Origin of the sequence: Stenotrophomonas sp. CCNWLW57 (assembly GCF_037203925.1) — a bacterium.
GTDB lineage: Bacteria > Pseudomonadota > Gammaproteobacteria > Xanthomonadales > Xanthomonadaceae > Stenotrophomonas > Stenotrophomonas rhizophila_A.
Genome location: NZ_JBBCBJ010000001.1, coordinates 644,251 through 669,183 on the forward strand (window position 1 = coordinate 644,251; position 24,933 = coordinate 669,183).

The 24,933-nt window shown below is 66.2% G+C and carries 26 protein-coding genes; 15 read left to right on the forward strand and 11 right to left on the reverse strand.

Annotation, left to right across the window (positions count from 1 at the left end; all coding sequences use genetic code 11):
* Positions 1–9: 9 nt before the first annotated feature.
* On the reverse strand, positions 10–948 hold the full coding sequence (locus V9K91_RS02875) for a DUF1254 domain-containing protein (protein ID WP_249833199.1): 939 nt from the start codon (positions 946–948) through the stop codon (positions 10–12).
* Between the two features lie 401 nt (positions 949–1,349).
* Between V9K91_RS02875 and V9K91_RS02880 the strand changes: the two genes are divergently transcribed.
* From V9K91_RS02880 to V9K91_RS02890, 3 genes are all read left to right on the forward strand, one after another.
* A complete protein-coding gene (locus V9K91_RS02880; RefSeq protein WP_068854208.1) occupies positions 1,350–1,736 on the forward strand; it encodes a response regulator in 387 nt (128 codons plus the stop codon).
* Positions 1,737–1,802: 66 nt separating this feature from the next.
* Positions 1,803–2,408, forward strand: a complete 606-nt coding sequence (locus tag V9K91_RS02885) for a TetR/AcrR family transcriptional regulator (protein WP_336442653.1) — start codon at positions 1,803–1,805, stop codon at positions 2,406–2,408.
* 101 nt (positions 2,409–2,509) lie between these two features.
* Positions 2,510–3,193: a type 1 glutamine amidotransferase domain-containing protein gene (locus V9K91_RS02890; protein WP_336442654.1), complete on the forward strand. Its 684-nt coding sequence runs from the start codon at positions 2,510–2,512 to the stop codon at positions 3,191–3,193.
* Positions 3,194–3,237: 44 nt separating this feature from the next.
* On the opposite strand, the gene arsN2 is transcribed toward V9K91_RS02890, so the two are convergent.
* On the reverse strand, positions 3,238–3,663 hold the full coding sequence (gene arsN2, locus V9K91_RS02895) for an arsenic resistance N-acetyltransferase ArsN2 (RefSeq protein ID WP_336442655.1): 426 nt from the start codon (positions 3,661–3,663) through the stop codon (positions 3,238–3,240).
* Positions 3,664–3,709: 46 nt separating this feature from the next.
* Positions 3,710–4,129: an arsenate reductase (glutaredoxin) gene (gene arsC / locus V9K91_RS02900; RefSeq protein WP_095363078.1), complete on the reverse strand. Its 420-nt coding sequence runs from the start codon at positions 4,127–4,129 to the stop codon at positions 3,710–3,712.
* A gap of 95 nt (positions 4,130–4,224) precedes the next feature.
* Here arsC and V9K91_RS02905 point away from each other — a divergent pair, with 95 nt between their 5' ends.
* Entirely contained in the window at positions 4,225–4,539 is a 315-nt protein-coding gene (locus tag V9K91_RS02905) for a metalloregulator ArsR/SmtB family transcription factor (RefSeq protein ID WP_336442794.1), read from the forward strand.
* Between the two features lie 15 nt (positions 4,540–4,554).
* Complete coding sequence (gene arsB, locus V9K91_RS02910) at positions 4,555–5,616, forward strand: ACR3 family arsenite efflux transporter (protein WP_249834394.1); 1,062 nt, start codon at positions 4,555–4,557, stop codon at positions 5,614–5,616.
* Positions 5,617–5,643: 27 nt separating this feature from the next.
* On the opposite strand, the gene V9K91_RS02915 is transcribed toward arsB, so the two are convergent.
* On the reverse strand, positions 5,644–6,537 hold the full coding sequence (locus V9K91_RS02915) for a LysR family transcriptional regulator (protein ID WP_068854832.1): 894 nt from the start codon (positions 6,535–6,537) through the stop codon (positions 5,644–5,646).
* Positions 6,538–6,695: 158 nt separating this feature from the next.
* Here V9K91_RS02915 and V9K91_RS02920 point away from each other — a divergent pair, with 158 nt between their 5' ends.
* Positions 6,696–7,349 (forward strand): hydrolase, encoded by a 654-nt coding sequence (locus V9K91_RS02920; protein WP_306987373.1) that lies wholly within the window; start codon positions 6,696–6,698, stop codon positions 7,347–7,349.
* A 69-nt stretch (positions 7,350–7,418) separates the two neighbouring features.
* Positions 7,419–10,457 carry a sensor histidine kinase gene (locus V9K91_RS02925; RefSeq protein WP_306987372.1) on the forward strand — a complete coding sequence of 1,013 codons (3,039 nt, stop codon included), beginning with the start codon at positions 7,419–7,421 and terminating at the stop codon, positions 10,455–10,457.
* A gap of 53 nt (positions 10,458–10,510) precedes the next feature.
* Here V9K91_RS02925 and V9K91_RS02930 read toward each other — a convergent pair whose 3' ends face one another.
* Entirely contained in the window at positions 10,511–11,104 is a 594-nt protein-coding gene (locus V9K91_RS02930; protein WP_184125871.1) for a TetR/AcrR family transcriptional regulator, read from the reverse strand.
* 12 nt (positions 11,105–11,116) lie between these two features.
* A complete protein-coding gene (locus V9K91_RS02935) occupies positions 11,117–11,716 on the reverse strand; it encodes an NAD(P)H-dependent oxidoreductase (protein WP_306987371.1) in 600 nt (199 codons plus the stop codon).
* Between the two features lie 235 nt (positions 11,717–11,951).
* Between V9K91_RS02935 and aroQ the strand changes: the two genes are divergently transcribed.
* The 3 genes from aroQ (at position 11,952) to accC (ending at position 14,325) form a co-directional block, all read left to right on the forward strand.
* The gene (aroQ, locus tag V9K91_RS02940) at positions 11,952–12,395 is read left to right on the forward strand and encodes a type II 3-dehydroquinate dehydratase (RefSeq protein WP_068854220.1); all 444 of its coding nucleotides are present in this window, start codon (positions 11,952–11,954) and stop codon (positions 12,393–12,395) included.
* A 63-nt stretch (positions 12,396–12,458) separates the two neighbouring features.
* A complete protein-coding gene (gene accB / locus V9K91_RS02945; protein WP_184125873.1) occupies positions 12,459–12,947 on the forward strand; it encodes an acetyl-CoA carboxylase biotin carboxyl carrier protein in 489 nt (162 codons plus the stop codon).
* A 10-nt stretch (positions 12,948–12,957) separates the two neighbouring features.
* On the forward strand, positions 12,958–14,325 hold the full coding sequence (gene accC / locus V9K91_RS02950; protein WP_068854222.1) for an acetyl-CoA carboxylase biotin carboxylase subunit: 1,368 nt from the start codon (positions 12,958–12,960) through the stop codon (positions 14,323–14,325).
* Positions 14,326–14,380: 55 nt separating this feature from the next.
* On the opposite strand, the gene V9K91_RS02955 is transcribed toward accC, so the two are convergent.
* The 4 genes from V9K91_RS02955 to V9K91_RS02970 all read right to left on the reverse strand — a co-directional run bounded on the left by V9K91_RS02955 (position 14,381) and on the right by V9K91_RS02970 (position 18,648).
* Positions 14,381–16,222, reverse strand: coding sequence for a hypothetical protein (locus V9K91_RS02955; protein ID WP_337308172.1), 1,842 nt, complete (start codon positions 16,220–16,222; stop codon positions 14,381–14,383).
* Between the two features lie 376 nt (positions 16,223–16,598).
* Positions 16,599–17,303: an alpha/beta fold hydrolase gene (locus V9K91_RS02960; protein WP_336442657.1), complete on the reverse strand. Its 705-nt coding sequence runs from the start codon at positions 17,301–17,303 to the stop codon at positions 16,599–16,601.
* Between the two features lie 17 nt (positions 17,304–17,320).
* Positions 17,321–17,692, reverse strand: a complete 372-nt coding sequence (locus tag V9K91_RS02965; RefSeq protein WP_336442658.1) for a hypothetical protein — start codon at positions 17,690–17,692, stop codon at positions 17,321–17,323.
* A complete protein-coding gene (locus V9K91_RS02970; protein ID WP_068854225.1) occupies positions 17,689–18,648 on the reverse strand; it encodes a hypothetical protein in 960 nt (319 codons plus the stop codon). The genes V9K91_RS02965 and V9K91_RS02970 overlap by 4 nt, the downstream gene beginning before the upstream one ends.
* Before the next feature lie 171 nt (positions 18,649–18,819).
* On the opposite strand from V9K91_RS02970, the gene prmA reads away from it, so the two are divergent.
* The 5 genes from prmA to purD all read left to right on the forward strand — a co-directional run bounded on the left by prmA (position 18,820) and on the right by purD (position 23,878).
* Positions 18,820–19,740 carry a 50S ribosomal protein L11 methyltransferase gene (gene prmA / locus V9K91_RS02975; protein ID WP_093534838.1) on the forward strand — a complete coding sequence of 307 codons (921 nt, stop codon included), beginning with the start codon at positions 18,820–18,822 and terminating at the stop codon, positions 19,738–19,740.
* Positions 19,741–19,748: 8 nt separating this feature from the next.
* A complete protein-coding gene (locus V9K91_RS02980; RefSeq protein WP_095363089.1) occupies positions 19,749–20,489 on the forward strand; it encodes a DUF3426 domain-containing protein in 741 nt (246 codons plus the stop codon).
* A 112-nt stretch (positions 20,490–20,601) separates the two neighbouring features.
* The gene (fis, locus tag V9K91_RS02985; protein WP_068854228.1) at positions 20,602–20,877 is read left to right on the forward strand and encodes a DNA-binding transcriptional regulator Fis; all 276 of its coding nucleotides are present in this window, start codon (positions 20,602–20,604) and stop codon (positions 20,875–20,877) included.
* Between the two features lie 64 nt (positions 20,878–20,941).
* Positions 20,942–22,525, forward strand: a complete 1,584-nt coding sequence (gene purH, locus V9K91_RS02990; protein ID WP_249833215.1) for a bifunctional phosphoribosylaminoimidazolecarboxamide formyltransferase/IMP cyclohydrolase — start codon at positions 20,942–20,944, stop codon at positions 22,523–22,525.
* 66 nt (positions 22,526–22,591) lie between these two features.
* Positions 22,592–23,878: a phosphoribosylamine--glycine ligase gene (purD, locus tag V9K91_RS02995; protein ID WP_095363090.1), complete on the forward strand. Its 1,287-nt coding sequence runs from the start codon at positions 22,592–22,594 to the stop codon at positions 23,876–23,878.
* Between the two features lie 158 nt (positions 23,879–24,036).
* Here the strand turns inward: purD and V9K91_RS03000 are convergent, their stop codons facing one another.
* Positions 24,037–24,912, reverse strand: a complete 876-nt coding sequence (locus V9K91_RS03000) for a hypothetical protein (protein WP_336442659.1) — start codon at positions 24,910–24,912, stop codon at positions 24,037–24,039.
* Positions 24,913–24,933: the final 21 nt, after the last annotated feature.

The window sequence follows — 24,933 nt, forward strand, 5'->3', positions numbered from 1 at the left end:
TTGGCCGCATCATTGCACCGGCACGGCGTCAGGGAAGGTCCAGCGCCCTTCCAGGATCTCTGCACGGGGCCGGTACAGCCGCACCATGTAGTTCCAGCCGGCCATGGTGGGCAGGCAGTTGGGCACCTGGCCATCGCAGCCACCGAACTGGATGTCGATCGAGCCGTCGGCGCTCTTCTTCGCGGTGAGGTTGTTGAGCGTGTAGGCGTTCTGCGGGTTTTTTTCGTAGTACCCGTCGGCGTTGTACAGGCTCACCGACCAGAACCCGTCCACGGGCACATCGGCCACCTGCAGCCGGTACACGGTGCTGCCATCGTTCCGGGCCGGCACCACGTTGAGGTACATCGCGTCCTTGTCAGGGTTGCCGCCCCAGGCCGAGGCGGCACCGATCACGCGGCGCACCGGGTCGACCGTGTCGCGGGTGCCGAACATGTGCCGGGTGTCGGGCAGCGTGGATGCCAGCGTCAGCAGTGCGGCGCGCACCTTGTCCTGGCTCACCGTGTCCCACTTCGGTACCTCGAAGCTGCCCGGCGCAGCCTGCTGGACCTTGATCGCATCCTGCAGCGCGTGCACCTTTGCGACATCCTCCGGGCTGGATGGATCCACCAGCGTTCGAAGGGCGACCACCACGTAGCGGGTGCCGTCCTTGCCACGGCTGAGCGTGTAGTCGCCGGGCGTGTAGTTGACCTGGGTGGTGTACTGGTCCTCGTCGATGACCTGCATGGACATGAAGCGATCACCCGCATCGGGGAGCGTGATCGTGACCGGGCCGGCATCGAGGTCGAACACCGCGCTGGAGTACAGCGTGTCGCGATTCAAACGGACCACGGTCTGGCTGTCGATCGATGCCGGTTCGCGATGATGGAACAGCTTGCCCAGTCCCTGCTCCTTCACCAGCGCGCCGAGATAGCGATCGGATTCGGCGCGCACGAAGTTGTCGGCGGTCACCGGCACGCTTCCGGGTTCTGGCGCGCGGTTGGGTTCTGCGGACGGCGGTGCGGGTGGCACCGTTGATGAAGCAGGCGCCGGTGGCGCACTGGCTGCATCTGCGGCGGGCGCGTCCGGCTCCCGTCGGCAGGCGGATAAGGCCACCGCGAACGCGAGGGCGACCAACGGGAGGGCGAAGTGGGACTTACGCGTGACGTCGTGATTCACGGCGGGATCTCCAACGCGGAAAGCTGGAGCGTAGCAATGGCCCCGCGCGCCAAAAACCGTACTTCTACTGCGGTTCGGCCCGCATTGCCCGCAGCGTGGTCGACCGCTGCGATGAAGACCGCGACTAGAGGACTTTCCGCCGCGTTGACACCTGAAGGTAGACCTTAGGCGTATCTACCGTTCCTGCGCACTTCATGAGCACCCTGGCGTCATCACGTACAAACAAGGTCATCCTGGTGGTCGAGGATGAAATCGAGCTGTCGAGACTCTTCATTGAAGTACTCAGTGGCGCGGGCTACACGGTCGTTCCGGCCTACTCGGTGACCGATGCCCTGTTCGCCATTGCCGACCAGCCGTTCGACGCGGCGATCCTGGACGTTGAGCTGCGCGACGGCGCCGTGTTTCCGGTTGCTGATCGCCTTGCGCGTCTGGGCACACCGTATCTGTTTGCGTCCGCCGTGTACCTGCAGGCGGTGCCCGCCGCACACAAGGCGGTGCCCTTCATCGCCAAGCCGTTCGAGATAGACGACCTGCTGGCCCACGTGGAGCGTGCGTTGGGCTGCAGCCGGAAGGCCAGCTAGCCTGGGCGCCGGCCGACAGAGTCGCGACACTAGACGACCGGTCTAATCGAGAGTAAAGTGCGGTCCATGAGCCCGATCGCAGCCACTGAAAGCACCGACGTCCGCGACAGGATCCTGTCCACCGGTCAGCGCATCATGGGCGGCAAGGGCTTCTCGGCGGTGGGCTTGAATGAAGTGCTGAGTGCCGCAGGCGTACCGAAAGGCTCGTTCTACCACTACTTCGCGTCCAAGGAAGCCTTCGGCGACGCCCTGCTTGACGACTACTTCGCGGCCTATCTGGCCGACATGGACCGTACCTTTGCCCAGCCCGGGAAGAACCGCGCGCAGCAGTTGGAGGCGTATTTCGCCGCCTGGAAGGACAACCAGTCGTTCGAGGACTGCCAGGGCAAGTGCCTGGCGGTGAAACTCGGCGCCGAAGTGGCAGACCTGTCCCACAGCATGCGCACAACGCTGCAGCGGGGCACCGCCGGCATCATCGAGCGGCTGGCGCATGTACTGGAAGCGGGCACCGCCGAGGGTTCGTTTGCCTTCACCGGCAAACCCGACGCAGTGGCGCAGAGCCTCTACGCGCTGTGGTTGGGGGCGAGCCTGATGGTGAAAATCGTGCGCGATACCCAGCCCTTCGACACCGCGTGGCGGACCACGCAACAGATTCTCCACCCGGCGGCCTGACCCCAGGCCGCAGGTACTTCACGCCCTGTGGGCGTTTTTTCACGCCGGCATTCTAGACGACCGGTCTACTGTAATCCTCCATCTACCAGGAACCGTTCCCCATGAAGGTATTGATCGTCCTCACCTCCCACGACGCGCTTGGCAACACCGGTCGCAAGACCGGCTTCTGGCTCGAAGAACTCGCCGCGCCCTACTACGCGTTCCAGGACGCGGGCGCCACCATCACCCTGGCCTCGCCCAACGGCGGGCAGCCGCCGCTTGATCCAAAAAGCAACGAGCCCGACTTCCAGACCGACCTCACCCGTCGCTTCGAGGCCGATGCGGCGGCGACCGCACAACTGGCCAGCACCGTTCGCCTGGACAGCGTTTCGCAGGCCGACTTCGACACCGTGTTCTATCCCGGTGGCCATGGGCCACTCTGGGACCTGGCCGAAGACAGCCAGTCCATCGCGCTGATCGAATCGTTCATCGCCGCCGAAAAGCCGGTCGCGCTGGTCTGCCACGCCCCGGGCGTGCTTCGCCACGTCAAGGCCGCCAACGGCAACCCGCTGGTGCAGGGCCGGAAGGTCACCGGTTTCACCAACAGCGAGGAAGCCGGCGTCGGCCTGACCGACGTGGTGCCCTTCCTGGTCGAAGACACGCTCAAGGCGCTGGGCGGCGACTACTCGAACGGGCCGGACTGGGGCTCGTACGTGGTCAGCGATGGCCTGCTGATCACCGGGCAGAACCCCGCGTCGTCCGCTGAGACCGCCGCCGTGCTGCTGAAGCGGCTGGCGGCGAAGTAAGCGCAGCCTGCGACCATCGCCCGCCATGCGGCGGGCGATGCGTATCAGATCCGCTTTCGCATGACCGCGCAGGTCGCCGGGCACAGGCCGGAAAACTGCTCTGTTTCCCGAATCGAAACGGGGACATCGTCCCGTGCAACGTGGGCAAAGCCGCAGCGCTCGAACAGGGTGCTGGAAGAGACCGTAAGCAGATAAAGCTCCTCCACGCCCACGCGGCGGGCAAGCTCCTCCGCCTTGCCCACCAGCACCTCACCCTGGCCGCGGCCTCGAAACGCGGGGCTGACCGCGAGCGACCTCAGCAGTCCGACACCGTGGTACGGCTCGATCGCGATGACCCCGCACAGCATTTCGTCTTCCCACATACCGCAGAACGTGGTGGACACCGGGTCGAGGTCTTCGGTGGGCAACCCGACGCGTTGAAGCAACGCAATGACCTCTGCGTTCAATGCCATCTGCTTGAAGGACAACATGTTCTCGGCTCCAACAGGGCTGACCCTGGCTGCACTACGGCGGTGATCAGTAAACCCGCTTGCCGTCCTGATCGATCACCACCTCACCGTCTTCCTTGGCGAAGGGCGCGGTGACGGTCGGAAGAATTTCCAGGACGACCTCGGAAGGCCGACACAGGCGCGTTCCCAGATCGGTCTGCACCCACGGCCGTTCGATCAGGATCGGGTTGTCCATCAGCGCATCCAGCAATGCATCATCGCTGAGCGCAACATCGTCCAGCCCCAATTCCAGGTAGCGCTTCTCTTTCTGGCGGATGGCGCCGCGTACGTTCACGCCGGCGGCATTGATCAGTTCGACCAGGCGCGCACGGCTTGGCGGATCGACCAGGTATTCGATCACCTCAGGTTCGATCCCCGCATGCCGGATCATCGCCAGCGTGTTGCGCGAGGTGCCGCATTTCGGGTTGTGGTAGATGACGGCCTTCATGTGCCCTCCTCATCAAGAACGGTTACGACGACGCCGGCAGCAGCGAAGGTCAGTCATGGTTTGTCGTGTCGTACTATTTCCATTATTCTAGAATTATGGAACATAAGCGCGCAACCCGGGCCCTCGCCGCCCTGAGCCATGCCACCCGCCTGTCCATCTACCGTCTCCTGGTACAGGCCGGTACGGGCGGCAAACTGGCGGGCGATATCGCCCAGGCACTCAACCTGCCTGGCGCGACGCTGTCTTTCCACTTGAAGGCACTGTCAGCCGCCAAGCTGATCAGCGCCGAACACCTGGGCCGGTCCATCTGCTATCGGGCGAACTTCACTGCGATGAACGCCTTGGTGGGCTACCTCACCGAGAACTGCTGCGCTGACGACACACCGTCCGAGCGGCCTGGCTGCTGCTGATTCCCTTCCATGCGCATGGAGACCTCCCGCCTGTCCTTCCTCGATCGATATCTGACGCTGTGGATATTCATCGCGATGGCGGTGGGCGTGGGCCTCGGTGCACTGTTCCACGACGTTCCCACCGCGCTGAACCGCCTGTCGATCGGCACGACCAACGTACCGATTGCCATCGGCCTGATCCTGATGATGTATCCGCCGCTGGCCAAGGTGAAGTACGAGGCGCTGCCAGAGGTGTTTGCCGACAAACGGGTGCTGGCGCTCTCGCTGCTGCAGAACTGGATCGTGGGGCCGTGCCTCATGTTCGGCCTGGCGGTGCTGTTCCTGCGCGATTCCCCCGAGTACATGACCGGGCTTATCCTGATCGGGCTGGCCCGCTGCATTGCCATGGTGCTGGTGTGGAACCAGCTTGCACGCGGCGACAACCAGTACGTGGCCGGGCTGGTGGCCTTCAACTCGATCTTCCAGATCCTGTTTTTCAGCGTGTACGCCTGGTTCTTCCTTTCCTGGCTGCCACCGATGTTCGGCCTGCAGGGAAGCGTGGTCAACGTCAGCATGTGGACCATCGCCGAAGCGGTGCTGATCTACCTGGGCGTTCCATTCCTCGCCGGCTACCTCACCCGTCGCTGGCTGCGGGCCGCCAGGGGCGAACGCTGGTACGAAGAGCGCTTCCTGCCGGCGATCAGCCCGATCACGCTGGTCGCACTGCTGCTCACCATCGTGGCGATGTTCAGCCTGAAGGGCGCCGACGTGCTGCGCCTTCCGTTCGATGCGGTGCGCATCGCCATTCCGCTCACGCTCTATTTCATCATCCAGTTCGGCCTCAGCTTCTTCATGGGGCGGCTCATCGCAAGGGATTATCCGCGTACCACGGCCATAGCCTTCACTGCCGCCGGTAACAACTTTGAACTGGCCATCGCCGTTGCCATCGCTGCTTTCGGGCTTGCCTCCCCGGTGGCCTTTGCCGCCGTCATCGGGCCACTGGTCGAAGTACCCGTGCTGGTGCTGCTGGTCCGCGTGGCGTTGGGGCTGGGCGGGCGCTTCTTTCCCGCCGGGCACGCGATCAAACAGCGCAGATGATGGCCCCGACGCGGCCAGCCTGAGGCACTACCGCGAATGCTTCACTGGCAGAGGCGCCAGATCGAAACACGCAATCAGCAGCTCGGTGAGCGCCCGCACCTTCAATGACGGGTGCTGGCCCGGCGGCCTGACGACATAGATGCCGGCCGGCGGTGGCGGATGGCGCGGCATGACCGGCACCAGCGCACCCGCATCCAGGTGCTCACGGGTGATGCCATCGGGCAGCCACGCGATGCCGAGGCCGGCCAGGGCGGCGGCAAGCAGCGCGGTACCGTTGTCGGCCTTGAAGCGACCACGCGGATGCACCGTCACCACGCTGTCGCCGTCCATGAACTGCCACGCTTCGGTGCCCTGCATCAGCGCCTCGTGGTCGGCCAGCTGGTCCGGCGACTGCGGGGAGCCGTTCGCGGTGACATAGCCCGGGCTGGCGACCAGGCCGCCGTGGAGCGGCCCGACGCAGCGCGCGATCAGGTTGGAATCCTGCAGATACCCCACGCGGATCGCACAGTCATAGCCTTCTCCCACCAGATCGACGAAGCGATCGCTGTAAGTAGCATGCACGTGCAGCTGGGGATGTCGCCGTGCCAGGTCCGCGAAGACCGGTGCGAAGTGGGTGGGACCAAAGGTCAGCGGCGCTGCAACGCGCAGCCGCCCGCGCAGGTCGCCACTGGGCAGGATGGCATCGCGCGCCGCATCGATCTCCGCGCAGGCCTTGGCCGCGTGGATACGGAACGTGGCACCGGCCTCGGTCAGCGATGCACCGCGCGTGGTCCGCGCCAGCAGTTGCACGCCCAGCTCGTCTTCGAGGCGCCCAAGTCGTCGGCTGACGATCGACTTGGCCACGCCGAGTCGACGCGCCGCCGGTGACACGCCACCGGCGCTGGCCACTTCCACGAATGTCCGCAGGTCTTCGATATCCACGCCGTTCCTCCCGGGTTCGCCCACCAGCCTGACACAGCAATGGCCCAACGCGCGTTCCACTTTCCGCGACACAGCTTGGCACGGAACGCGGCTACCGCCTCACGGAGGGGAATGACAAGGTTTGGGCTTGTTCTGCCCCACCCACACAGGATGCATCCATGACCTTCCGCAATGGCCTCGACTCGCTGCTTCGCCCCGAAGATTCCGTCCTCGTGCTCATCGACCACCAGCCCTACCAGCTGGCCAACCTCAACAGCCACGACCCGCATGCCGTGGTGAACAGTGCCACGGCCCTGGCCAAGACCGCCAAGGCTTACCGCGTTCCCACCATCCTCACCAGCGTGATCGCTGAACGCGGCGGGCTGATCTTCCCGCACATCACCGATGTGTTTCCAGACCACCAGGTCATCGACCGTACCCTGATCAACACCTGGCAGGACAAGGCGGTGGTGGATGCGGTCAAGGCAACCGGCCGCAAGCAGCTGATCATCGCGGGTCTGTGGACCGAGATCTGCGTAGCGATGCCGGTCATCCAGGCGCTCGGCGAGGGCTGGGATGTCACCGTTATTACCGATGCATGTGGCGCGGTATCGGTGGAAGCGCACCAGGTTGCCATCCAGCGCATGATCGCCGCCGGCGCCAACGTGATGACCTGGATGGCCCTGGCTGGCGAATGGCAGCGCGACTGGGCACGGCTGGATCACGTGGCCGAAGTGACCGAGGTATTCAAGCAGCACGCCGCCGGCAGTGGCATCGCCTACCTATGGGAGCAGCAGCTGCTCAACACGCCGGTGCCGCCCAGCGCCGGGTGATAAGCTCCGGCGCGTCCCGCTGCGGTCCTCACCGCAGCGGGCCCCTGCCCCGGCCCCGTAGTTCACCGCATGCCCCTGTTGTCTTCGTTCCCCGGCCACGCCATGCGTGCGCTGCTGCTGGTTGTTCTTTTCACCCTGTCTCCGCCGGGTCTTGCGCAACAGCATCCGTCGCCCGGCACCGGGTTTACCGGCTACCACCACACCGCGTGGCGGGCCGGCCAGGGCGCACCGGGCGATATCTGGGACATCCAGCAGGACCCCAACGGCACGCTGTGGCTGGCGACAGGCTCCGGGCTGTACAGCTTCGATGGGCACCGGTTCGTACGTCAGCAGACGAACGCCGGTGCTGCGCAGCCCTCGCTCAACCTGGTGACCCTGCTTGGCGACAGGAGCGGTGGCCTGTGGTTGGGGTATTACCACGCCGGCATCGCCCATCTGGGCAGCGACGGCACCCTGCGCTCTTACCAGCGCAAGGACGGGGTGCCGCCAGGCGTGGTGTCGGGGTTTGCGTACGACAGCAACGGCGTGCTCTGGGCAGCGGTTGACGAAGGCCTGCGCCGGTTCAACGGCACGCGCTGGGAGAAACCGCCCGCATCCATGGGCCTGCCCGAGCGCCACGCGCACTGGCTGCTCAACGATTCGCGGGGCCGGTTCTGGGCGCTGGTCGGCCAGAAGGTGTGGTTCATTCCCAAGGGCGGCGCTGCGTTCGTCCCCACCGGCATCGAGGTCTCCTTGATGGCGACGCTGGCCGAAAGCCCGTCGGGCGAGATCTGGCTGGCCGACCGGCGCCGCGGTGCGGTGCCCATCGCCGATGCCAACGGCCTGCTCCCCGCCGCTGAACGGCAGGCCCGCCTGCTTCCGGACGTGCTGGCCAGCCGCCTGCATTTCACCTCGGACGGCGCCATGTGGGCGCCCATGCGCGGGGGCGGCGGCATCCTGCGGGTGCTGTTCGACGGCAAGCACGCGGTGCGCATGGAGCGCTTCGATGTTCCGCAGGGGCTGACCTCCACCTCGGCCGTGCCGGTCTTCGAGGATCGCGAAGGCAACGTGTGGGTAGGTACCAATCTCGGCCTCAACCGCTTCCGCGCGCAGAGCGTGCGCACTCTCACGGAAGGGCCCAACGATCCTTACCGCATCCTGGCGAGGAATGCGGACGGCGCGCTCTTCGGGTATGGCGAAGACATGGTGCCGTATGACCTCGACCGCCATGGCCTTGGCCTGGATCGGGCCGGTCTGCAGCGCGCGGCATTGAGGGACACCCGCCCGCTGTGGCAGTTCGAATGGACCAGCCTCGCCCGGCGCAGGGGAACGGCGCTGGAGGTAGTGCAGTTCCCCGGCACTGCACGCGGCCTGCAACCGCAGGCACTGCATTTTCCGGGCGCCGAAGAGGCCTGGGCCTGCGTGGGCGAGAACCGCGTCGTGCATTACCTGCGCGGCTCCTGGACGGAGGACGCGCGCATCACCCTGCCCGGCTGCACCGTCATTGCACCGGGCAGCGCGCAGGGCCTGCTGTTCGGCTATGCGAGCGGCGAGCTGGTCCTGCGCGATGCCACCGGGGTGCACCGCATCGGCTCGACCCGCGGCCTCGATGCAGGGCCGGTCACCGCCGTGCTTGCCCACGAGCACCTGCTGCTGGTTGCCGGCGAGAAGGGCTTCAGCATCAGCAGCAACGGAGGTACGTTCAGCGCGGTAACCGCCGACATTCCCGGCGTGCTGGAAGGCATTACCGGCATCGTCATCGACCCGGACCAGCAGGTGTGGTTGAACGGCGGGCGCGGACTGGTGCGCCTGGATCTTGCCGATGTGATCGCCAGCGCGCGCACCGGAAACGCCGTCTCGCCGAGGCTGTTCGATGACGTCGATGGCATGCCCGGTATCGCGCTGCAGAGCGGCCCGATTCCCACCGCGCAACTTTCGAAGGATGGACTGCTGTGGCTTGCAACCAACCAGGGCCTGGCGTGGCTGGATACCACCCGCCTCCACCGCACGCGCGCCGCCCCCAGCGCGCGCATCGGCGATGTGCATTTCGGTGATGAAACCCTGCCCCTGCGCGACGGCACCGTGGTTCCCGCGGGCATCACCCAGCTGCAGATCGACTTCGTCGCCCAGTCGCTGGCCCGCCCGGAACGCAACCGCTACCGGTACCGGCTTTCCGGCGTGGACTCCGGCTGGCGCGACGCCGGCAGCGCCACCACGGCGTACTACACCAACCTAGGACCGGGCAGCTACACGTTCGAGGTGCTGGCTGCCAACGAAGACGGCGTATGGGGGAGCGCCCCAACCGCGCGTGCCTTCCGGATCGAGCCGCTGCTGACGCAGACGTTCTGGTTCCGCGGGCTGCTGTTGATCGCGCTGGTGGTGCTCGTCGCTGCGGCCGCGCGCATGCGGGGCCGCCACATCACCGCCCTGGTCAAGGCGCGCTACGAAGAGCGGCTGGAGGAACGTGAGCGCATTGCCCGCGACCTGCACGACACCCTGTTGCAGGGCGGCCAGGGCCTGTTGTTGCGGCTGCACGCGATCAGCGCCATGCCGTCCCTTCCGGACGAGGCGCAGGCGCGGCTTGAATCGGCCATGCAGGCTGCGGAAGACAGTCTCCGGGAAGGCCGGGAACGCGTCGCTTCGCTGCGCCGTGACACCGGCGCCGGGCTCGATCTCGCTGCGGCGCTCACCCATGTCTACAACGAAGAGACGAACCCGGCGGGCACGCGGTTGCGGGTGGTGGTCTCGGGCGAAGCGCCGCGCCTGAACGACGCCGCCGCCGAAGAAGTGTTCCTGATCGGCCGCGAGGCAATCCGCAATGCGCTGGCGCATTCGGCCGCCACGGACATCGACATTGAGCTGAGTTTCGGCCACACCTTCTGCCTGCGGGTACGCGACAACGGCCGGGGCATGGTGGAGGGCACCGTGAAGCAGGGTCGCTGGGGCGTGCAGGGAATGCACGAGCGGTCAGCGCGCCTGGGCGGCACCCTGCGCATGTGCTCCAGGCCAGCACGAGGCACCGACGTTGCGCTGTCAGTGCCGGGTGTGCGTCTGTATGCACGTCAGCAGGCCGTTGCGCCGAAACGGTGGCATGCTTTCTTCAGGAGAGGGCGGGGTCGTCAGGGCTGAGGGACGGGAATTCCCTTGGCCCGCCAGCGCACTGGTCGCCGCGGAGGGATCTATCAGCTGCGCTTGATGGTCGACACGATCAGCCGCACCAGCTCTGCCTCCGCCACCGCGTGCTCAACCACCCCGGCGGCGACCGCTTCGGAGAGCGACTCCGCCGCGCCCAGGATCGCCCAGTAGCCCGCATCTGGTACTTCGCTGCCGGTGGCGAAGCCACCCACCCATTCCGCGCACTTGGCGATGAACTCCTGCTGGTACCGCCGCTTTACCTCCATCAACTCGGGTGACCCCGCGAGGGCAGCGAGGATTCCCTGGATCTCGCTGCCCTGCGACAGCACGCAGTCGATGTAGCCACCGGCAATGGCATGGGCGCGATCCTTCAACTGCGCCCTGGCCTTGCCGATGCGCGCTTCAAACACCGCAGTCTGGCGCTGGTCGTAGTCCTGGTAGAGCGCAGCCAGCAGGCCATTGCGGGTGATGAAGTGGTCGTAGGCTACCGGCTTGGTGACACCGGCAGCTTCGGCCAGGCGCCCGAGCGACAGCGCATCGGTTCCCTCTTCGCCCACCAGCGCCCACGCCACATCCAGCAACTGGCGCGCGCGTTGTTCGCGTGGCATGCGGCGACGGGGCGGTTCGGGGCGTGCGGGCATCGGAAGGGTCGGTCAGGCGGCAGCAGACGCACCAATGGTACGGCCGATGTCCGCCGCGGTGCGCAGGTGCGCTTCTGCGGAACCACTGTCCGATTCCAGCAGCAGCGTGGACGACTGCACGCGTGCGCCGCAGTAATCAAAGATGCCCATGTCGATCTGCGTCTTCATCGCGGTGCCGTAGCCACGCCGCTCGATCATGGCCGCGTCCGCGCCCCCCAGTCCCACCAGGTGCACCTGCAGGCGCTGCAGCTTCTTGACCACCTTGCCATCCGGACTCTCGGCATAGGCCCAGCCCTGGGTGAACACGCGGTCGATCCAGCCTTTGAGCAGTGCCGGGAATGACCACCAGTACAGTGGATAGACCAGCACCAGCGCGTCCGCCCGATCAATCCGGGTATGTTCGGCGGCCACATCCTCCGGCGGCGCTGCGGTTTGGCGGAACAAGGCGTTGTCGGCCTGGTTGAAGCGGGGGTCGAAGCCCTCCGCAGCCAGGTCGGCGATCTCCACCGTGTTGCCGGTGCTGGCGGCGAGGATGGCGTCGCCGATCCGGCTCGCCACCGCGTGGGTGAGTGAGCCGGGTTCGGGGTGGGCAACTACGATCAGGCTGTGCATGGGGAATGCTCCCGGAGTGACGTTACCTACTAAAGGTAATATCGCTCTCCCGGAACACCAGTGCCATGAACGGAACGCTGGGGCGGCATCTGCGGCGGTCGAGGTGCGACATCGCCCGCGCCCCAAGCGATCCGCCAGAGATTCAAACGGTTGCTTGAAACACCCGTAACTTCGCCGAACTGGACACGATCCACCAGTTCCGCCAGACTCCGCCCTTTCCTGTTCTCTGGCTCCCATGGCGAAACTGCTGGTCCTGCATGGCCCCAACCTCAACCTGCTCGGTACGCGCGAGCCGGGGGTGTATGGGCACACCACGCTGGCGCAGATCGACCAGGCCCTGCTGGCCCAGGCGCAGGGCGCCGGGCACGCGGTGGAAAGCCTGCAGTCCAACGCCGAGCACGTGCTGGTGGACAGGGTGCAGGCCGCCCGTACCGACGGTACCACCTTCATCCTGATCAATCCGGCTGCGTTCACCCACACCTCGGTCGCCCTGCGCGATGCGCTGGCGGCGGTGGATGTGCCGTTCATCGAAATCCACCTGTCCAACCCGCACGCCCGCGAACCGTTCCGCCAGCACAGTTACTTCAGCGACAAGGCGGTCGGCGTGATCTGCGGCTTTGGCGCCGACAGCTACCGCTACGCGATGGACGCGGCGCTGGTGCGGCTGGCCGCCGCCTGAAACCCCATTGACCCGAGCGCTCCGCGCTTCCCACCACACTGACATCAAACACCAGAGGCCCCTATGGATCTCCGCAAAATCAAGAAGCTGATCGACCTGTTGGAAGAGTCGAACCTTGCCGAAATCGAAATCAAGGAAGGCGAAGAATCCGTCCGCCTGTCGCGCGCCCCGGTGTCGGGCTACGGCATGGTGCAGGCCCAGCCGCAGATGATGATGGCCCCGGCCCCGGCCCAGCCGGCCGCCCAGGCGATGCCGATGCAGTCGCCGACCGAAGCCTCCACCGGCGGTACCGCCAAGCCGGCTGCGGCGCTGCCGGAAGGCCACGTGCTGCGCTCGCCGATGGTCGGCACCTTCTACACCTCGTCCGCACCGGACAAGCCGGCCTTCGTCACCATTGGCCAGCAGGTCAAGGCCGGCGAAACGCTGGCGATCATCGAAGCGATGAAGATGTTCAACCCGATCGAAGCCGATGCTTCCGGCACCATCGTGGCCATCCTGGCTGAAAACGGCCTTCCGGTCGAATTTGACCAGCCGCTGTTCGTGATCGGCTAAGGATCCGTCCATGCTCGACAAAGTCGTTATTGCCAACCGAGGGGAGATCGCGCTGCGCATCCTGCGCGCGTGCCATACCCTGGGCATCCGCACGGTGGCCGTGCATTCCACGGTCGACCGCAACCTCAAGCACGTCGCCATGGCCGACGAGTCGGTCTGCATTGGTCCGGCGCCGTCGCCGCAGAGCTACCTCAACATTCCGGCGCTGATCGCGGCGGCGGAAGTCACCGATGCCCAGGCCATCCACCCGGGTTACGGTTTCCTGTCGGAAAACGCCGACTTCGCCGAGCGCGTGGAAGAATCCGGCTTCATCTTCATCGGCCCCAAGGCCGACACCATCCGCATGATGGGTGACAAGGTCGAAGCGATCCGCGCGATGAAGGCCGCCGGCGTGCCGTGCGTGCCCGGTTCTGGCGGCCCGCTGGGCGAAGACATCGTGGCCAACACCAAGATCGCCCGTGAGATCGGCTACCCGGTTATCATCAAGGCTGCTGGTGGTGGCGGCGGGCGCGGCATGCGCGTGGTGCATGCCGAGGCCTCGCTGAAGACCTCCATTGAAACCACCAAGAGCGAGGCCAAGGCCGCGTTCGGCAATGGTGAGGTCTACATGGAGAAGTTCCTGGAGAATCCGCGCCATGTGGAAATCCAGGTGCTGGCCGATGGCCAGGGCAACGCGATCCACCTCGGTGAGCGCGACTGCTCCATGCAGCGCCGCCACCAGAAGGTGGTGGAAGAAGCGCCGGCACCGGGCATCAGCGCCGAACAGCGCGAAGAGATCGGCAAGGTCTGCACCGAAGCCTGCGTGCGCATCGGTTACCGCGGCGCGGGCACCTTCGAGTTCCTCTACGAAGACGGCCGCTTCTACTTCATCGAAATGAACACCCGCATCCAGGTGGAGCACCCGGTAACCGAAATGGTGACCGGCATCGACCTGGTGGTGGAGCAGCTGAAGATCGCCGCCGGCCACAAGCTCAGCATCAAGCAGAGTGATGTGGTGCTCACCGGCCATGCGATCGAATGCCGCATCAACGCCGAAGATGCCGAAACCTTCGTGCCGAGCCCGGGCCTGATCACCGCGTTCCATCCGCCGGGTGGTCCCGGTGTGCGCGTGGATACGCACATCTATGCCGGCTACCGCGTGCCGTCGAACTACGACTCGATGATCGGCAAGCTGATCGTGCACGGGCCGGATCGCGAAACGGCCATTGCGCGCATGCGCGTGGCATTGAGCGAGATGGTGGTGGACGGGATCAAGACCAACGTGGCGCTGCAGCAGCGCATCATGCGGGACAAGGGCTTCCAGGCCGGTGGGCAGAACATCCACTACCTGGAAAAGCGTCTGGCGGAGCGCAAGAACAAGTCGATTGCATTGACCTGATTGGCCTGCGGTGAAGTGATACGGGAAGGCGGGCAATGCCCGCCTTTTCGTTTTTTCAGGTGCCCCGCAGGGGTACGGAATGCAGGGGTTGCGCACCCAGCTTCCCCATGGCCTGTCGGGTCGGGCTGAGTTCTTCCAGGTGCAGTTCGCCTGGCGATTTGCCGATGACCTTGAACAGGACGTTGTTGCCGATCAGCACCTGCGCTTCGTCCTGCAGCGAAATCAAGCCCGTCGGGTGGGCTCGGTGCTGCATCTCCAAGGTCAGCACGGTGGACGCACCCTGCGGTCCGTCCCCGGCCCTGGCCACCGCTGCAACCGCACGGCCACGGTCACCACTGGCCACCAGGAAACTGTCGCTGTACAGCGTCTGTCCTACCTCCAGCAGGGCAAGTTGCCGCGTGTCCACCGCCAGCGCCGTATACACGCGCCCGGCGTGTGGCGGGATGCGCGCCAGGCCCCGATTGATCCGCGCCACCACCTGGGGCGCATCGGTGAACATCGGCGGCAGCACCCCGCCGGACTGCAGGAACTCATCCACCGAACGACGCCGCAGCAGGTAGCTGCGGATGGCCGCGCGCTGCAGTTGGCTGAGGCGCAGCCGGCCGGCGTGCTGGATCGCACTTTCGTACACCTCCGCCGCCTCCAGGCTGGGCATGCCTCGGTACTCGACATTGAACTCGGCCTGGGTCATGAAGCGGTGCTCGTGCGCAGGCAGCGACTGGCGGATGTCAGCGATGCGGTGCGCCAGCCGCCCCCAGTGACTCAGGCGGCCTGCCCCGGACGCGCGGGGCAGGTACAGCGAAAGCCGTTGGGTGAACTCGTCCAGTTGGCGCATGCGCACCCGGAAGTAACGGCCACTGAACTGCACGTAGTGGCGCAGGCGGTCGCCCTTGCGGCTCAGATGCCAGCCCGGTCGCGCCGGGTCGGCGACGATGCCGCGATTGCGCGCCTGCTCTGCGGTGAGCGCATGCGCATGTTGCTGCCGGAGGATGCGCGAGAGACCCGTCGAGAACTGCGGCTGACCCATTGCGCACGCCGCGTCCGGCGCCCGGCGGCAGCGCGGTGCATTACCGGCCTGCGTCGGTCGCTCCGCCTCGCGTGGCTGGTAGATGCCGTCCTGCAGGACCAGCTCAAGCGTGCCGATCCGCAATCCCAGCTGCGGTTCCAGCGTGGCGCCGTAATAGCGCCCATCGACGCACACGGCATTGCCGACCTGACCGCTGGCCGGGTCTTCGTAATAGAGGATGCCGTCCTTGCCCAGCAGGTCCAGCCGCACGCGCACGTTGTCCAGCGGAGGCTGCTCACGCACCCGTGCTGCGGCGTGGTCGAACAGCCGGATGGAGCTCTCGGCGCGGACGCGGCCGGCAGGGGGCGTCACCGTCACCGGGCTGCGCTTCCACTCCCAGTCGGCGGTGTCCCACCGCACGGGCACGACGCCGCTGTCGGTGTGGACCTGGAGTTGGCCGTCGCTGATCGACAGGGTGTGCTCCGCGCCCTCGAAGCGCACCTGCATCCTGCCTTCGCGCAGTTCCACGGTGGTCTGGGCGACCACCAGACGCGGGCCTCGGGCATCGGCCCCAGGCTCGTCCAGTCGCAGTCCCGCCTGGCCCAGCACCGCGTCCACGAGCGTGTCACGATCAAGCGGGCGGCGCTCCATCGCATCTGCACCCAGGTCCAGCACGCTGGCCACCTCCTGCATCGCGAACACGCCGCGCGATCCGATCACGGCTGCTTCGGCAAGGGTACTCACCGCGTCACCCACCTGCAGCAGCGCGCGCACGCCGGTGCTCAGTGGCGGCGCGCAGCGCACGCCCTCGTGGCGCTCCCAGGCGTTGCGCGCATCGGTGAACAGTTCGGTGACCGGACTGCGCAGCAGTCCCGCTATGCCGTGCAGCACGCCAGGCATCCCCGGCGAAACAGGAACCGGGACGCAATCGGCAGGCAAGGTCCCAACCGCGCGTGAGCCGGGCCGTACCGTGGCGGCCTGCAGCCCCGATGCATTGGAGATCAACAGCACCGCTGCCAGTGCCTGTGCGGGTGTGTCCACCCTGCGGATGGTCGTTGTATCCAAAGGCCGCAGGACCGGGGCGGTGGCGGGAGTACGGGCGTGAAAGCGACCGGCGGCGTGCCGATGCGCTGCGGCGGTAGTGGGCATGGGCAACTCGTTGAAAGGTCGTGTCCGATGAAATCGAAACCGCCCCGTGCTGTCCAAGCGAAGATGCCTACTGATATTCTGCCTGCGATAGGCGTGGTGCATCGTGATGCGGAAGGCGTCAGGTCAGGCCGCGAAGGTATCGGCCCACTTCGTCGGCAACGGCCTGTGGGCGGGCCTGGAGCAACAGGTGGGGCCCGTCCAACCAACGCACCGAAGTTGCGTGCAACAACCCGGAAAGATGCCGCTGACAGAATCCCGGCAACAGTCGGTCATGGCGAGCGTGCAGGCACAGCACAGGAGTGTCGACGCTCCCGGCATGTGCACTGCGATCCACACCGATCGCGGCCACGGCGCGGGTGCGCAGCACGTCGTCATCTACTTGCGCCAGTGCTGCGGCCAGCTCCCGCCGCAGCGCGGGCGTGCTCCAGCGCCCCAGCAGCCACCAGGACAGCAACGGCATCGGCAGCAACCGTACCGGTGCGCGGTATACCAGCGACTGCATCGCGCGTAGTGAACGCCACGGCGACCGCGCGAAGGTGGTGGAGAGAATCAATCCGCGCAGCAGCGGCGGCGGGTGCGCGGCGATGGCCAGCGCCAACGGTCCGGAGAACGACTCACCCAGCAGCACATAGGGGGTGGAAGTGGGCAGCGCCTGCCGCACGAACGCGTCGAGCTCGGTGTAATCGAGCGCACGGTCAACCGGATAGGCAATGACGGTGGTGGCAATACCCTGTGCGTGCAGGGCGGCGCAGAACGCCGCGTGCTGCGTGCCGGTAGCATCCAACCCCGGCAGTATCACCAGATGTGGCAGGCCCGGCGACAACGTGCCAGGCAACTGCATCAGCGGCTGGCGTCGGCGGCCGTGATCTGGGTGTCCTTGACCGGCGCCACGCCCAGCGACGACGTCGGGTCGACGATCACCATGGTTTCGGTCGAGCCGTCCGGCCAGACCACCTGGAACGTACTGCCCGCCGGCAACGAAGCGAAGGGCATGCCGCTCTGCGCGCGGTACACCGCAGCCACCTGGCTGGCACCGGCGCGGCGCACGTCTTCTTGTGCCTTCACCGAGGTCAGGGTCACCTTCGACAACTTCCGGTAGCGGTCATCGTAGGTGTCGATCATGACCAGGCCCACGGCACCGGCCGAGTAGGCCACGAACAATGCCACCCAGAACCAGAACTTGGCACCATGCAGGAATCGACGGTAATTCATGACCGGTCACTCCGCTTGATCAACTGCTCAACCAACGTTTTCATTTTCCCCGCACCTTGCCGCGAAACCGCAGCGTCATACACAAAAGTGGCGAAGTCCTGCCCACCGTCCTGCGAACAGATCCCTCCGTTCGCGCAGAAATTGTTCATCAACACACTGTCCGGCCCGCAGGCCATGCCCAGCTCGCACGCCGCCAGGCGCCAGGCCAGTTCACTGAACTGGTCGCCGGCCACCAGGCCCTGCAGGGCGCCATCGCCGCTGGCGCGCTGGCCCATGGCGGTGGAAATGGCCATGTACGCTTCTGGATCACGCGAATCCATTACCCGCTCCACCAGGCCACGGCGGTACTCGGGGGTGTCTTTCAATGGCTGGCCATCGGCGAACAGCGCCGCTTCGGCCGCCAGGTTGCCTGCGCGCGCAGCCAGCACGCGCTGGGTGACAATCAACGAGCGGCCAAGGCCGTCGCTGGAGACGAATCCGGCGCAACGGCGCGCTACACGCTCGCGTGCCTGCACCATCGGCGAAGATGCGTTCATGCCCAGCCCGGTAAGCACGTTGTTGTCGAGCTGGTAACCGCCCGGGTCCATCGCATAGATCGCGCAGTAGTCATACACGCGGCTGACCATCCAGCCTGCTTCGGCATTGCCGTTGGCCGCCTGCAGGCGCAGGCGCTGGGCGTAGGCGAACAGGTCGGTGTCGCCCTCGATATCGGCGCGGATGTCCAGCGGCAATCCCGACGGCACCGCTGTGCTGCGCTCGCTGGCCAGCAACTGGCGCGCCAACTGCTGGGCCTGCAGCGGCGCAGCCGACCCCGTGCCGACCTGCAGCTCACTCACGGCAGCCGACGCGTGGTCGGCCTGCAGCGCACGGCCGCCCGCGCGGTAGCCCACCACCCCCAGCAACGCCAGGGCCGGTACCACCAGCAGCCAGGTTTTGAGCGTGGGCGCGAGGGCCATTCAGCGAACCGGTTCAAAGGAGACAGACAGCAGGATGCGGAGTTTAGCAATGGCGTACCCTGTTGTCTGAACAGGCCGTCGCGTCGCTTCTCACCGCCTTCTGAGACGGTCATCGCCGCGACCGTCCGCAATCGTCTAGCATTTACCGTTTTCCGCAGGTCCTTATCGCCCATGCCGTTCCTGGAACTCACTCTCCACTGCACCGAAGCCACCCAGCCGCGCTATGAGAATGCGCTGGACGACGTGGGCGCGCTGGCGGTGACCCTGCTCGACGCCGATGCCGACACCAGCAACGAGCGCGCCATCCTGGAACCGGGCGTGGGCGAAACCCCGTTGTGGAATGACCTGGTGCTCAGCGCCCTGTTCCCCGCCGATTCGAATGCCCTGGCGCTGCTGGCCGCGCTGGAGGCGTTCGACCCGGGCCTGGAATGGAGCGATGTCAGCTTCCGCGCAGTGCAGGACGAGGATTGGGAACGCGCCTGGCTGGACCAGTTCCAGCCGATGGCCTTCGGCGACCGCACCTGGATCGTGCCGTGGAACCACGAACTGCCCGAGGCTGCCCAAGCCGCTGATGCTGCGGTGGTAAGGCTGGACCCGGGCCTGGCGTTCGGTTCGGGCACCCACCCCACCACCGCACTGTGCCTGCGCTGGCTGGACGGGCTGGCCGCCGAAGGCGCGTTGGCCGGGCAGACGGTACTGGATTTCGGTTGCGGCTCGGGCATCCTGGCGCTGGCTGCGCTCAAGCTCGGCGCGGCCAGGGCCGTGGGCGTGGACAACGACCCGCAGGCGGTACTCGCCACGGGCGACAACGCCGAGCGCAACGCGCTGCAGGACCGCATGCAGGTCTACCTGCCGGCCGACGAACCGCAGGCCACCTACCCGGTAGTGGTGGCCAATATCCTGGCCTCGGCGCTGGACGCCCTGGCCGAGGTGCTGGCCGCACGCGTGGCACCAGGCGGCCGCATTGCGCTGTCGGGCATCCTGCATGGGCAGGAAGACGAACTGCTGGTGCGGTATGCGCCCTGGTTCGAGCAGCTTGAAGTGGCGCGCGACGACGACTGGATGCGCATCACCGGCGTGCGCCGTGCTTGAATGATCCGATGAGCGAACCGACTCCGCCACCGCGACGTCCCCTGGCCACGTTCCTGCGTGCGTCCGCTGAACCCACGCCCGAGGCGGTCGACGCGGTCGCCCCGGACAGCGAGGCGGACAACAACGAGGACAGTCCCGTTGTTGCCGAGGCGTATGTGGAGGACATCGAGCAGACCGAAGCGGACATCGACCCCGCTCCGGTCGCAGTGGCCGAGCCCATCGCGCCCAACGGTGCTGCCACGCCCGCACCCAGTTTCATGCGCGCCCCCGAACGTGCAGCGCCCACGCCGCGTTGGCAGTGGGCGCTGGTCGGTGGCCTGGTCGTGCTGCTGTCGCTGCAGATCGCCGTCGCCGACCGCGCGCGGCTGGCCGCCGATGCTGGAAGCCGGCCGTGGATTGCCGGGCTGTGCAGCGTGCTGCGCTGCAGCCTGCCGGCCTGGCAGGAACCGGCCGCCTTCAGCATGATCAGCCGCGATGTGCGGCCGGTGCCCGGCCAGCCCGGCGCGCTGCAGGTGCAGGCCAGTTTCCGTAACGATGCCCGCTGGGCACAGGCCTGGCCATCGCTGCGGCTGTCGCTGTCCGACGCCGATGGCCGCGTGATCGGTACCCGCGTGTTCGCGCCGCACGACTACCTGGACCCTACGGCCGATGCCGCTTCCGTACTGGAACCGGGCCAGAGCGCGCAGATCGCGTTCCGGGTGCGCGAACCGGCGGCGTCCACCGTCGCATTCACCTTCGAGTTCCTGTAACCCGGCGTCCTGCCAACGAGCGTGGCGGCACGGCCACGCACGCGCTAGACTGGCCCCCTCCAAATTCTCCGCCAGGGTTGTGGTCCGCCCTGGCTTCGCACCGGGATCCTTCTTGAACGCTGTCCTTTCTCGTCCTGACAATAGTCGTGGCGCGCCGAAGCCGCCGCTGCGCGAACACGTGGCCCAGTCGGTCCGGCGTTACCTGCGCGACCTGGACGGCTGCGATGCGGATGACGTGTACGAGATCGTCCTGCGTGAAATGGAAATCCCGCTGTTCGTGGAAGTGCTCAACCACTGCGAAGGCAACCAGAGCCGCGCGGCGTCGATGCTGGGCATCCACCGTGCCACCCTGCGCAAGAAGCTGAAAGAGTACGGCATCGCCACCTGAGGCCCCGGTGGGGGTGCGGGACGGCCTACAATATGGGCCCGCTCCGCTTCGATCTCCTGCCCCCATGAGTTCCGATCTGCTGCCCGTGCGCCGGGCCCTGCTTTCCGTTTCCGACAAGACCGGTCTGATCGACCTGGCCCGCGCCCTCGCCGCGCGCAACGTCGAGCTGCTTTCCACTGGCGGTACCGCCAAGGCAATCCGCGACGCCGGCCTGCCGGTCAAGGACGTGGCCGACGTCACCGGCTTCCCGGAAATGATGGATGGCCGGGTCAAGACCCTGCACCCGCTGGTGCACGGCGGCCTGCTTGGCCGTGCCGGCCAGGATGAGGCGGTGATGGCCGAACATGGCATCGCGGCGATCGACCTGCTGGTGCTGAACCTGTACCCGTTCGAGCGCGTCACCGCCAACGCGGACTGCACGCTGGCCGATGCGGTGGAAAACATCGACATCGGCGGCCCGGCCATGTTGCGTTCGGCGGCAAAGAACTTCGCCCGTGTTGCGGTGGCCACCGATCCGTCGCAGTACGCCGAATTGTTGGCCGAGCTGGATGCCAATGATGGCAGGCTGTCGGCCGCCAAGCGCTTCGCGCTGTCGGTGGCCGCGTTCAACCGCGTGGCGCAGTACGACGCGGCGATCAGCAACTACCTGTCGGCGGTAACCGCCACCGATGCGGCCGTGCCGATGCGAACCGAGTTCCCGGCGCAGATGAATTCCAGCTTCGTGAAGGTCATGGACCTGCGCTACGGCGAGAATCCGCACCAGGCCGGCGCGTTCTACCGCGACCTGTCGCCGGTGGCCGGCACCCTGGCCACGTTCCAGCAGCTGCAGGGCAAGGAACTGAGCTACAACAACCTGGCCGATGCCGATGCCGCATGGGAATGCGTGCGCCAGTTCGACGCGCCGGCCTGTGTGATCGTCAAGCATGCCAACCCGTGTGGCGTGGCCGTGGGCGCCGGCAACGGCGATGCCTACGAATTGGCGTACGCCACTGACCCGACCAGCGCCTTCGGCGGCATCATCGCCTTCAACAAGCCGCTCGACGCGGCCACCGCCAAGGTGATCCTGGACCGCCAGTTCGTGGAAGTGCTGATCGCCCCGGATTACGAACCGGCTGCGCTGGAGTACGCGCAGAAAAAGGCGAACGTGCGCGTGCTGCGCATTCCGCACGGCGAAGGCCGCAACAATTACGACACCAAGCGCATTGGCTCGGGCCTGCTGGTGCAGAGCGCGGACAACCGTGGCATGCGCCGTGACGAACTGACCGTGGTCAGCAAGCTGGCTCCGACCGAGAAGCAGTTCACCGACCTGCTGTTCGCCTGGAGCGTGGCCAAGTTCGTCAAGTCCAACGCGATCGTCTATGCCAAGGACAACCGCACCATCGGCGTCGGCGCCGGCCAGATGAGCCGTGTGTATTCGGCGCGCATCGCCGGCATCAAGGCCGCCGACGCGAACCTGGTGGTCGAAGGTTCGGTGATGGCGTCCGACGCGTTCTTCCCGTTCCGCGACGGCATCGACGCCGCTGCCGCCGCCGGCATCAAGGCGGTGATCCAGCCGGGTGGTTCGATGCGCGACGCCGAGGTGATTGCCGCGGCTGACGAACACGGCCTGGCGATGGTGTTTACCGGCGTGCGTCACTTCCGCCATTGATTGTCACAGGGATCCGGTTGCTGCCGGATCCCTTTTTTCTTCCCCCCCCTTGTTGCGAGAACAGCCTTGAAGATCCTCGTCATCGGCTCCGGCGGCCGTGAACATGCCCTGGCCTGGAAGCTGGCCCAGTCGTCCCGTGTCACCGAGGTGCTGGTTGCACCGGGCAATGCGGGCACCGCCACCGAGGCCGGCTGCCGCAATGTCCCGGTGAAAGTCACGGACCTGGACGGGCTGCTGGCACTTGTGCAGGCAGAAGGTGTCGAGCTGACCGTGGTTGGCCCGGAAGTACCGCTGGTGGCCGGCGTGGTCGACCGCTTCCGCGCTGCGGGCCATCGCATCTTCGGCCCCACCGCTGCGGCGGCGCAGCTGGAAGGCAGCAAGGCCTACGCCAAGGACTTCCTCGCCCGTCACAACATTCCCACCGCGTTCTACGCTGTGCATACCGAGGTGGATGCTGCGCTGGCCTACGTCCGAGAGAAGGGCGCACCGATCGTGGTCAAGGCCGATGGCCTGGCCGCGGGCAAGGGCGTGATCGTGGCGATGACGCAGCAGGAGGCCGAAGACGCGGTGCGCGACATGCTGTCGGGCAACGCGTTCGGCGATGCCGGCGCGCGCGTCGTGATCGAGGAATTCCTCGATGGCGAGGAAGCCAGCTTCATCTCGATGGTCGATGGCACCACGGCCCTGCCGATGGCCACCTCGCAGGACCACAAGCGCGTTGGCGATGGCGATACGGGTCCAAACACCGGCGGCATGGGCGCGTACTCGCCCGCGCCTGTGGTCACCGATGAAGTGCATGCACGGGTGATGCGCGAAGTGGTCAATCCCACCGTGCAGGGCATGATCGCCGACGGCATCCCGTTCACCGGCTTCCTCTATGCGGGGCTGATGATCGATGCCAGTGGCGCGCCGAAGGTGATTGAATTCAACGTGCGCTTCGGCGACCCGGAAACCCAGCCGGTAATGCTGCGCCTGCAGTCGGATCTGGTGGAACTGGTGGAAGCGGCGATCGATGCACGCCTGCATGAAGTGGAAGCGCAGTGGGACCCGCGTCCGTCGCTGGGCGTGGTGATGGCGGCGGCGCCGTATCCGGAAACGCCGATCACCGGTGATGTGATCCACGGGCTGGACCAGGTGCCGTCTACGGCCAAGGTGTTCCACGCCGGTACCACGCTGGACGCACAGGGCCAGGTGCTCAGCGCTGGCGGCCGCGTGCTGTGCGTGGCCGCACTGGGCGACAGCGTGGGCGATGCGCAGGCCAATGCGTATGCGGGCGTGGCGAAGGTGAAGTGGGAAAACGAATTCCACCGCAATGACATTGGCTGGCGGGCTATCGCGCGCGAGAGGGCGTAACAGCAGCCGACTAACAGTCGGCTCTACCCTCGGTAGGCGCCCACCGTTGGTGGGCACGTCCTTGGCGCAACAAAAAAGCCCGGCGATGCCGGTTTCTTTGTGTGATGCGCATATTCGGGGTGCGTCCGCCCTCAACGGGCGGATGCGTTGGGCGCAAGCTACTGCTTGAAGAGTGCTGCCACGTTGTTCAATCCCTTGTTCAATCCCTTGAAGTTCGCCAGTGCTCCCACCGTGTAACCCGCGTCATTCACCACGTTGGGCATTGCGCCAGAATTAAGCAATGCGCGTATCTTGCCGAAGTCCTGCGGGAACTGCCCGTACTGAACAACCTGGTGCAGGGCTGAACTGCCGTTCCATATGTGATTCACGTCCAGGCTGGGGTGCCGTTCAAGAAACGCATGGATCTCGTGCGGTTCCCAGTGATTGACGCGAGCGAACAGCATTTTACTGAGCAGCAGTTGCTCAACGCTATTGTCGCCAACGCCAGCTTGGACAAGGCTGTCGATGTCCCGTTCGGCATAGCCATAGGTTTCGAGCAAACATTCTACCGCCGGCGCGCACTTGCCTTGGACGGCAGCGTTCAGCACCTGCACGCGCTCGCTGTAGGTAATGCTGGTGTTGTCGCAGAAGTGCTGCACAGCGACCGCGTCGCCGCGCCCGGCAACTTCAACAAAGCGGTCGAGCAGCCTGCCTTTCCAGACATCGATGGCGGCAACCACGTCCGACCGCTGATTCTGGTCTGCCAACCAGCGGGGAGTCGCGCCGTTCTCGTCCCTCATGAAGACGTCCGCTCCACCCTGCAAAAGCTCCGTGACGCGGGTGATGTCCCCCGCTTCAGCCGCTTCATGCAGTCGGCTCCTGCCCTCGTAGCCACGCGCATTGATATCCATCGAGCGGTAGCTCGCCTGTCCGCACAATGCGATGGCATCGGGTTGCGCTTGATCAACCAGGACGCTATTGGAGTTGCTTCCGTGCGCCATCGGCGAAGCGAAGCGTGCTGCGCCGGGTGAGGTGGGTGCGGTGGGTCCAATCATTATCTTGTCGCATTTCGTGGG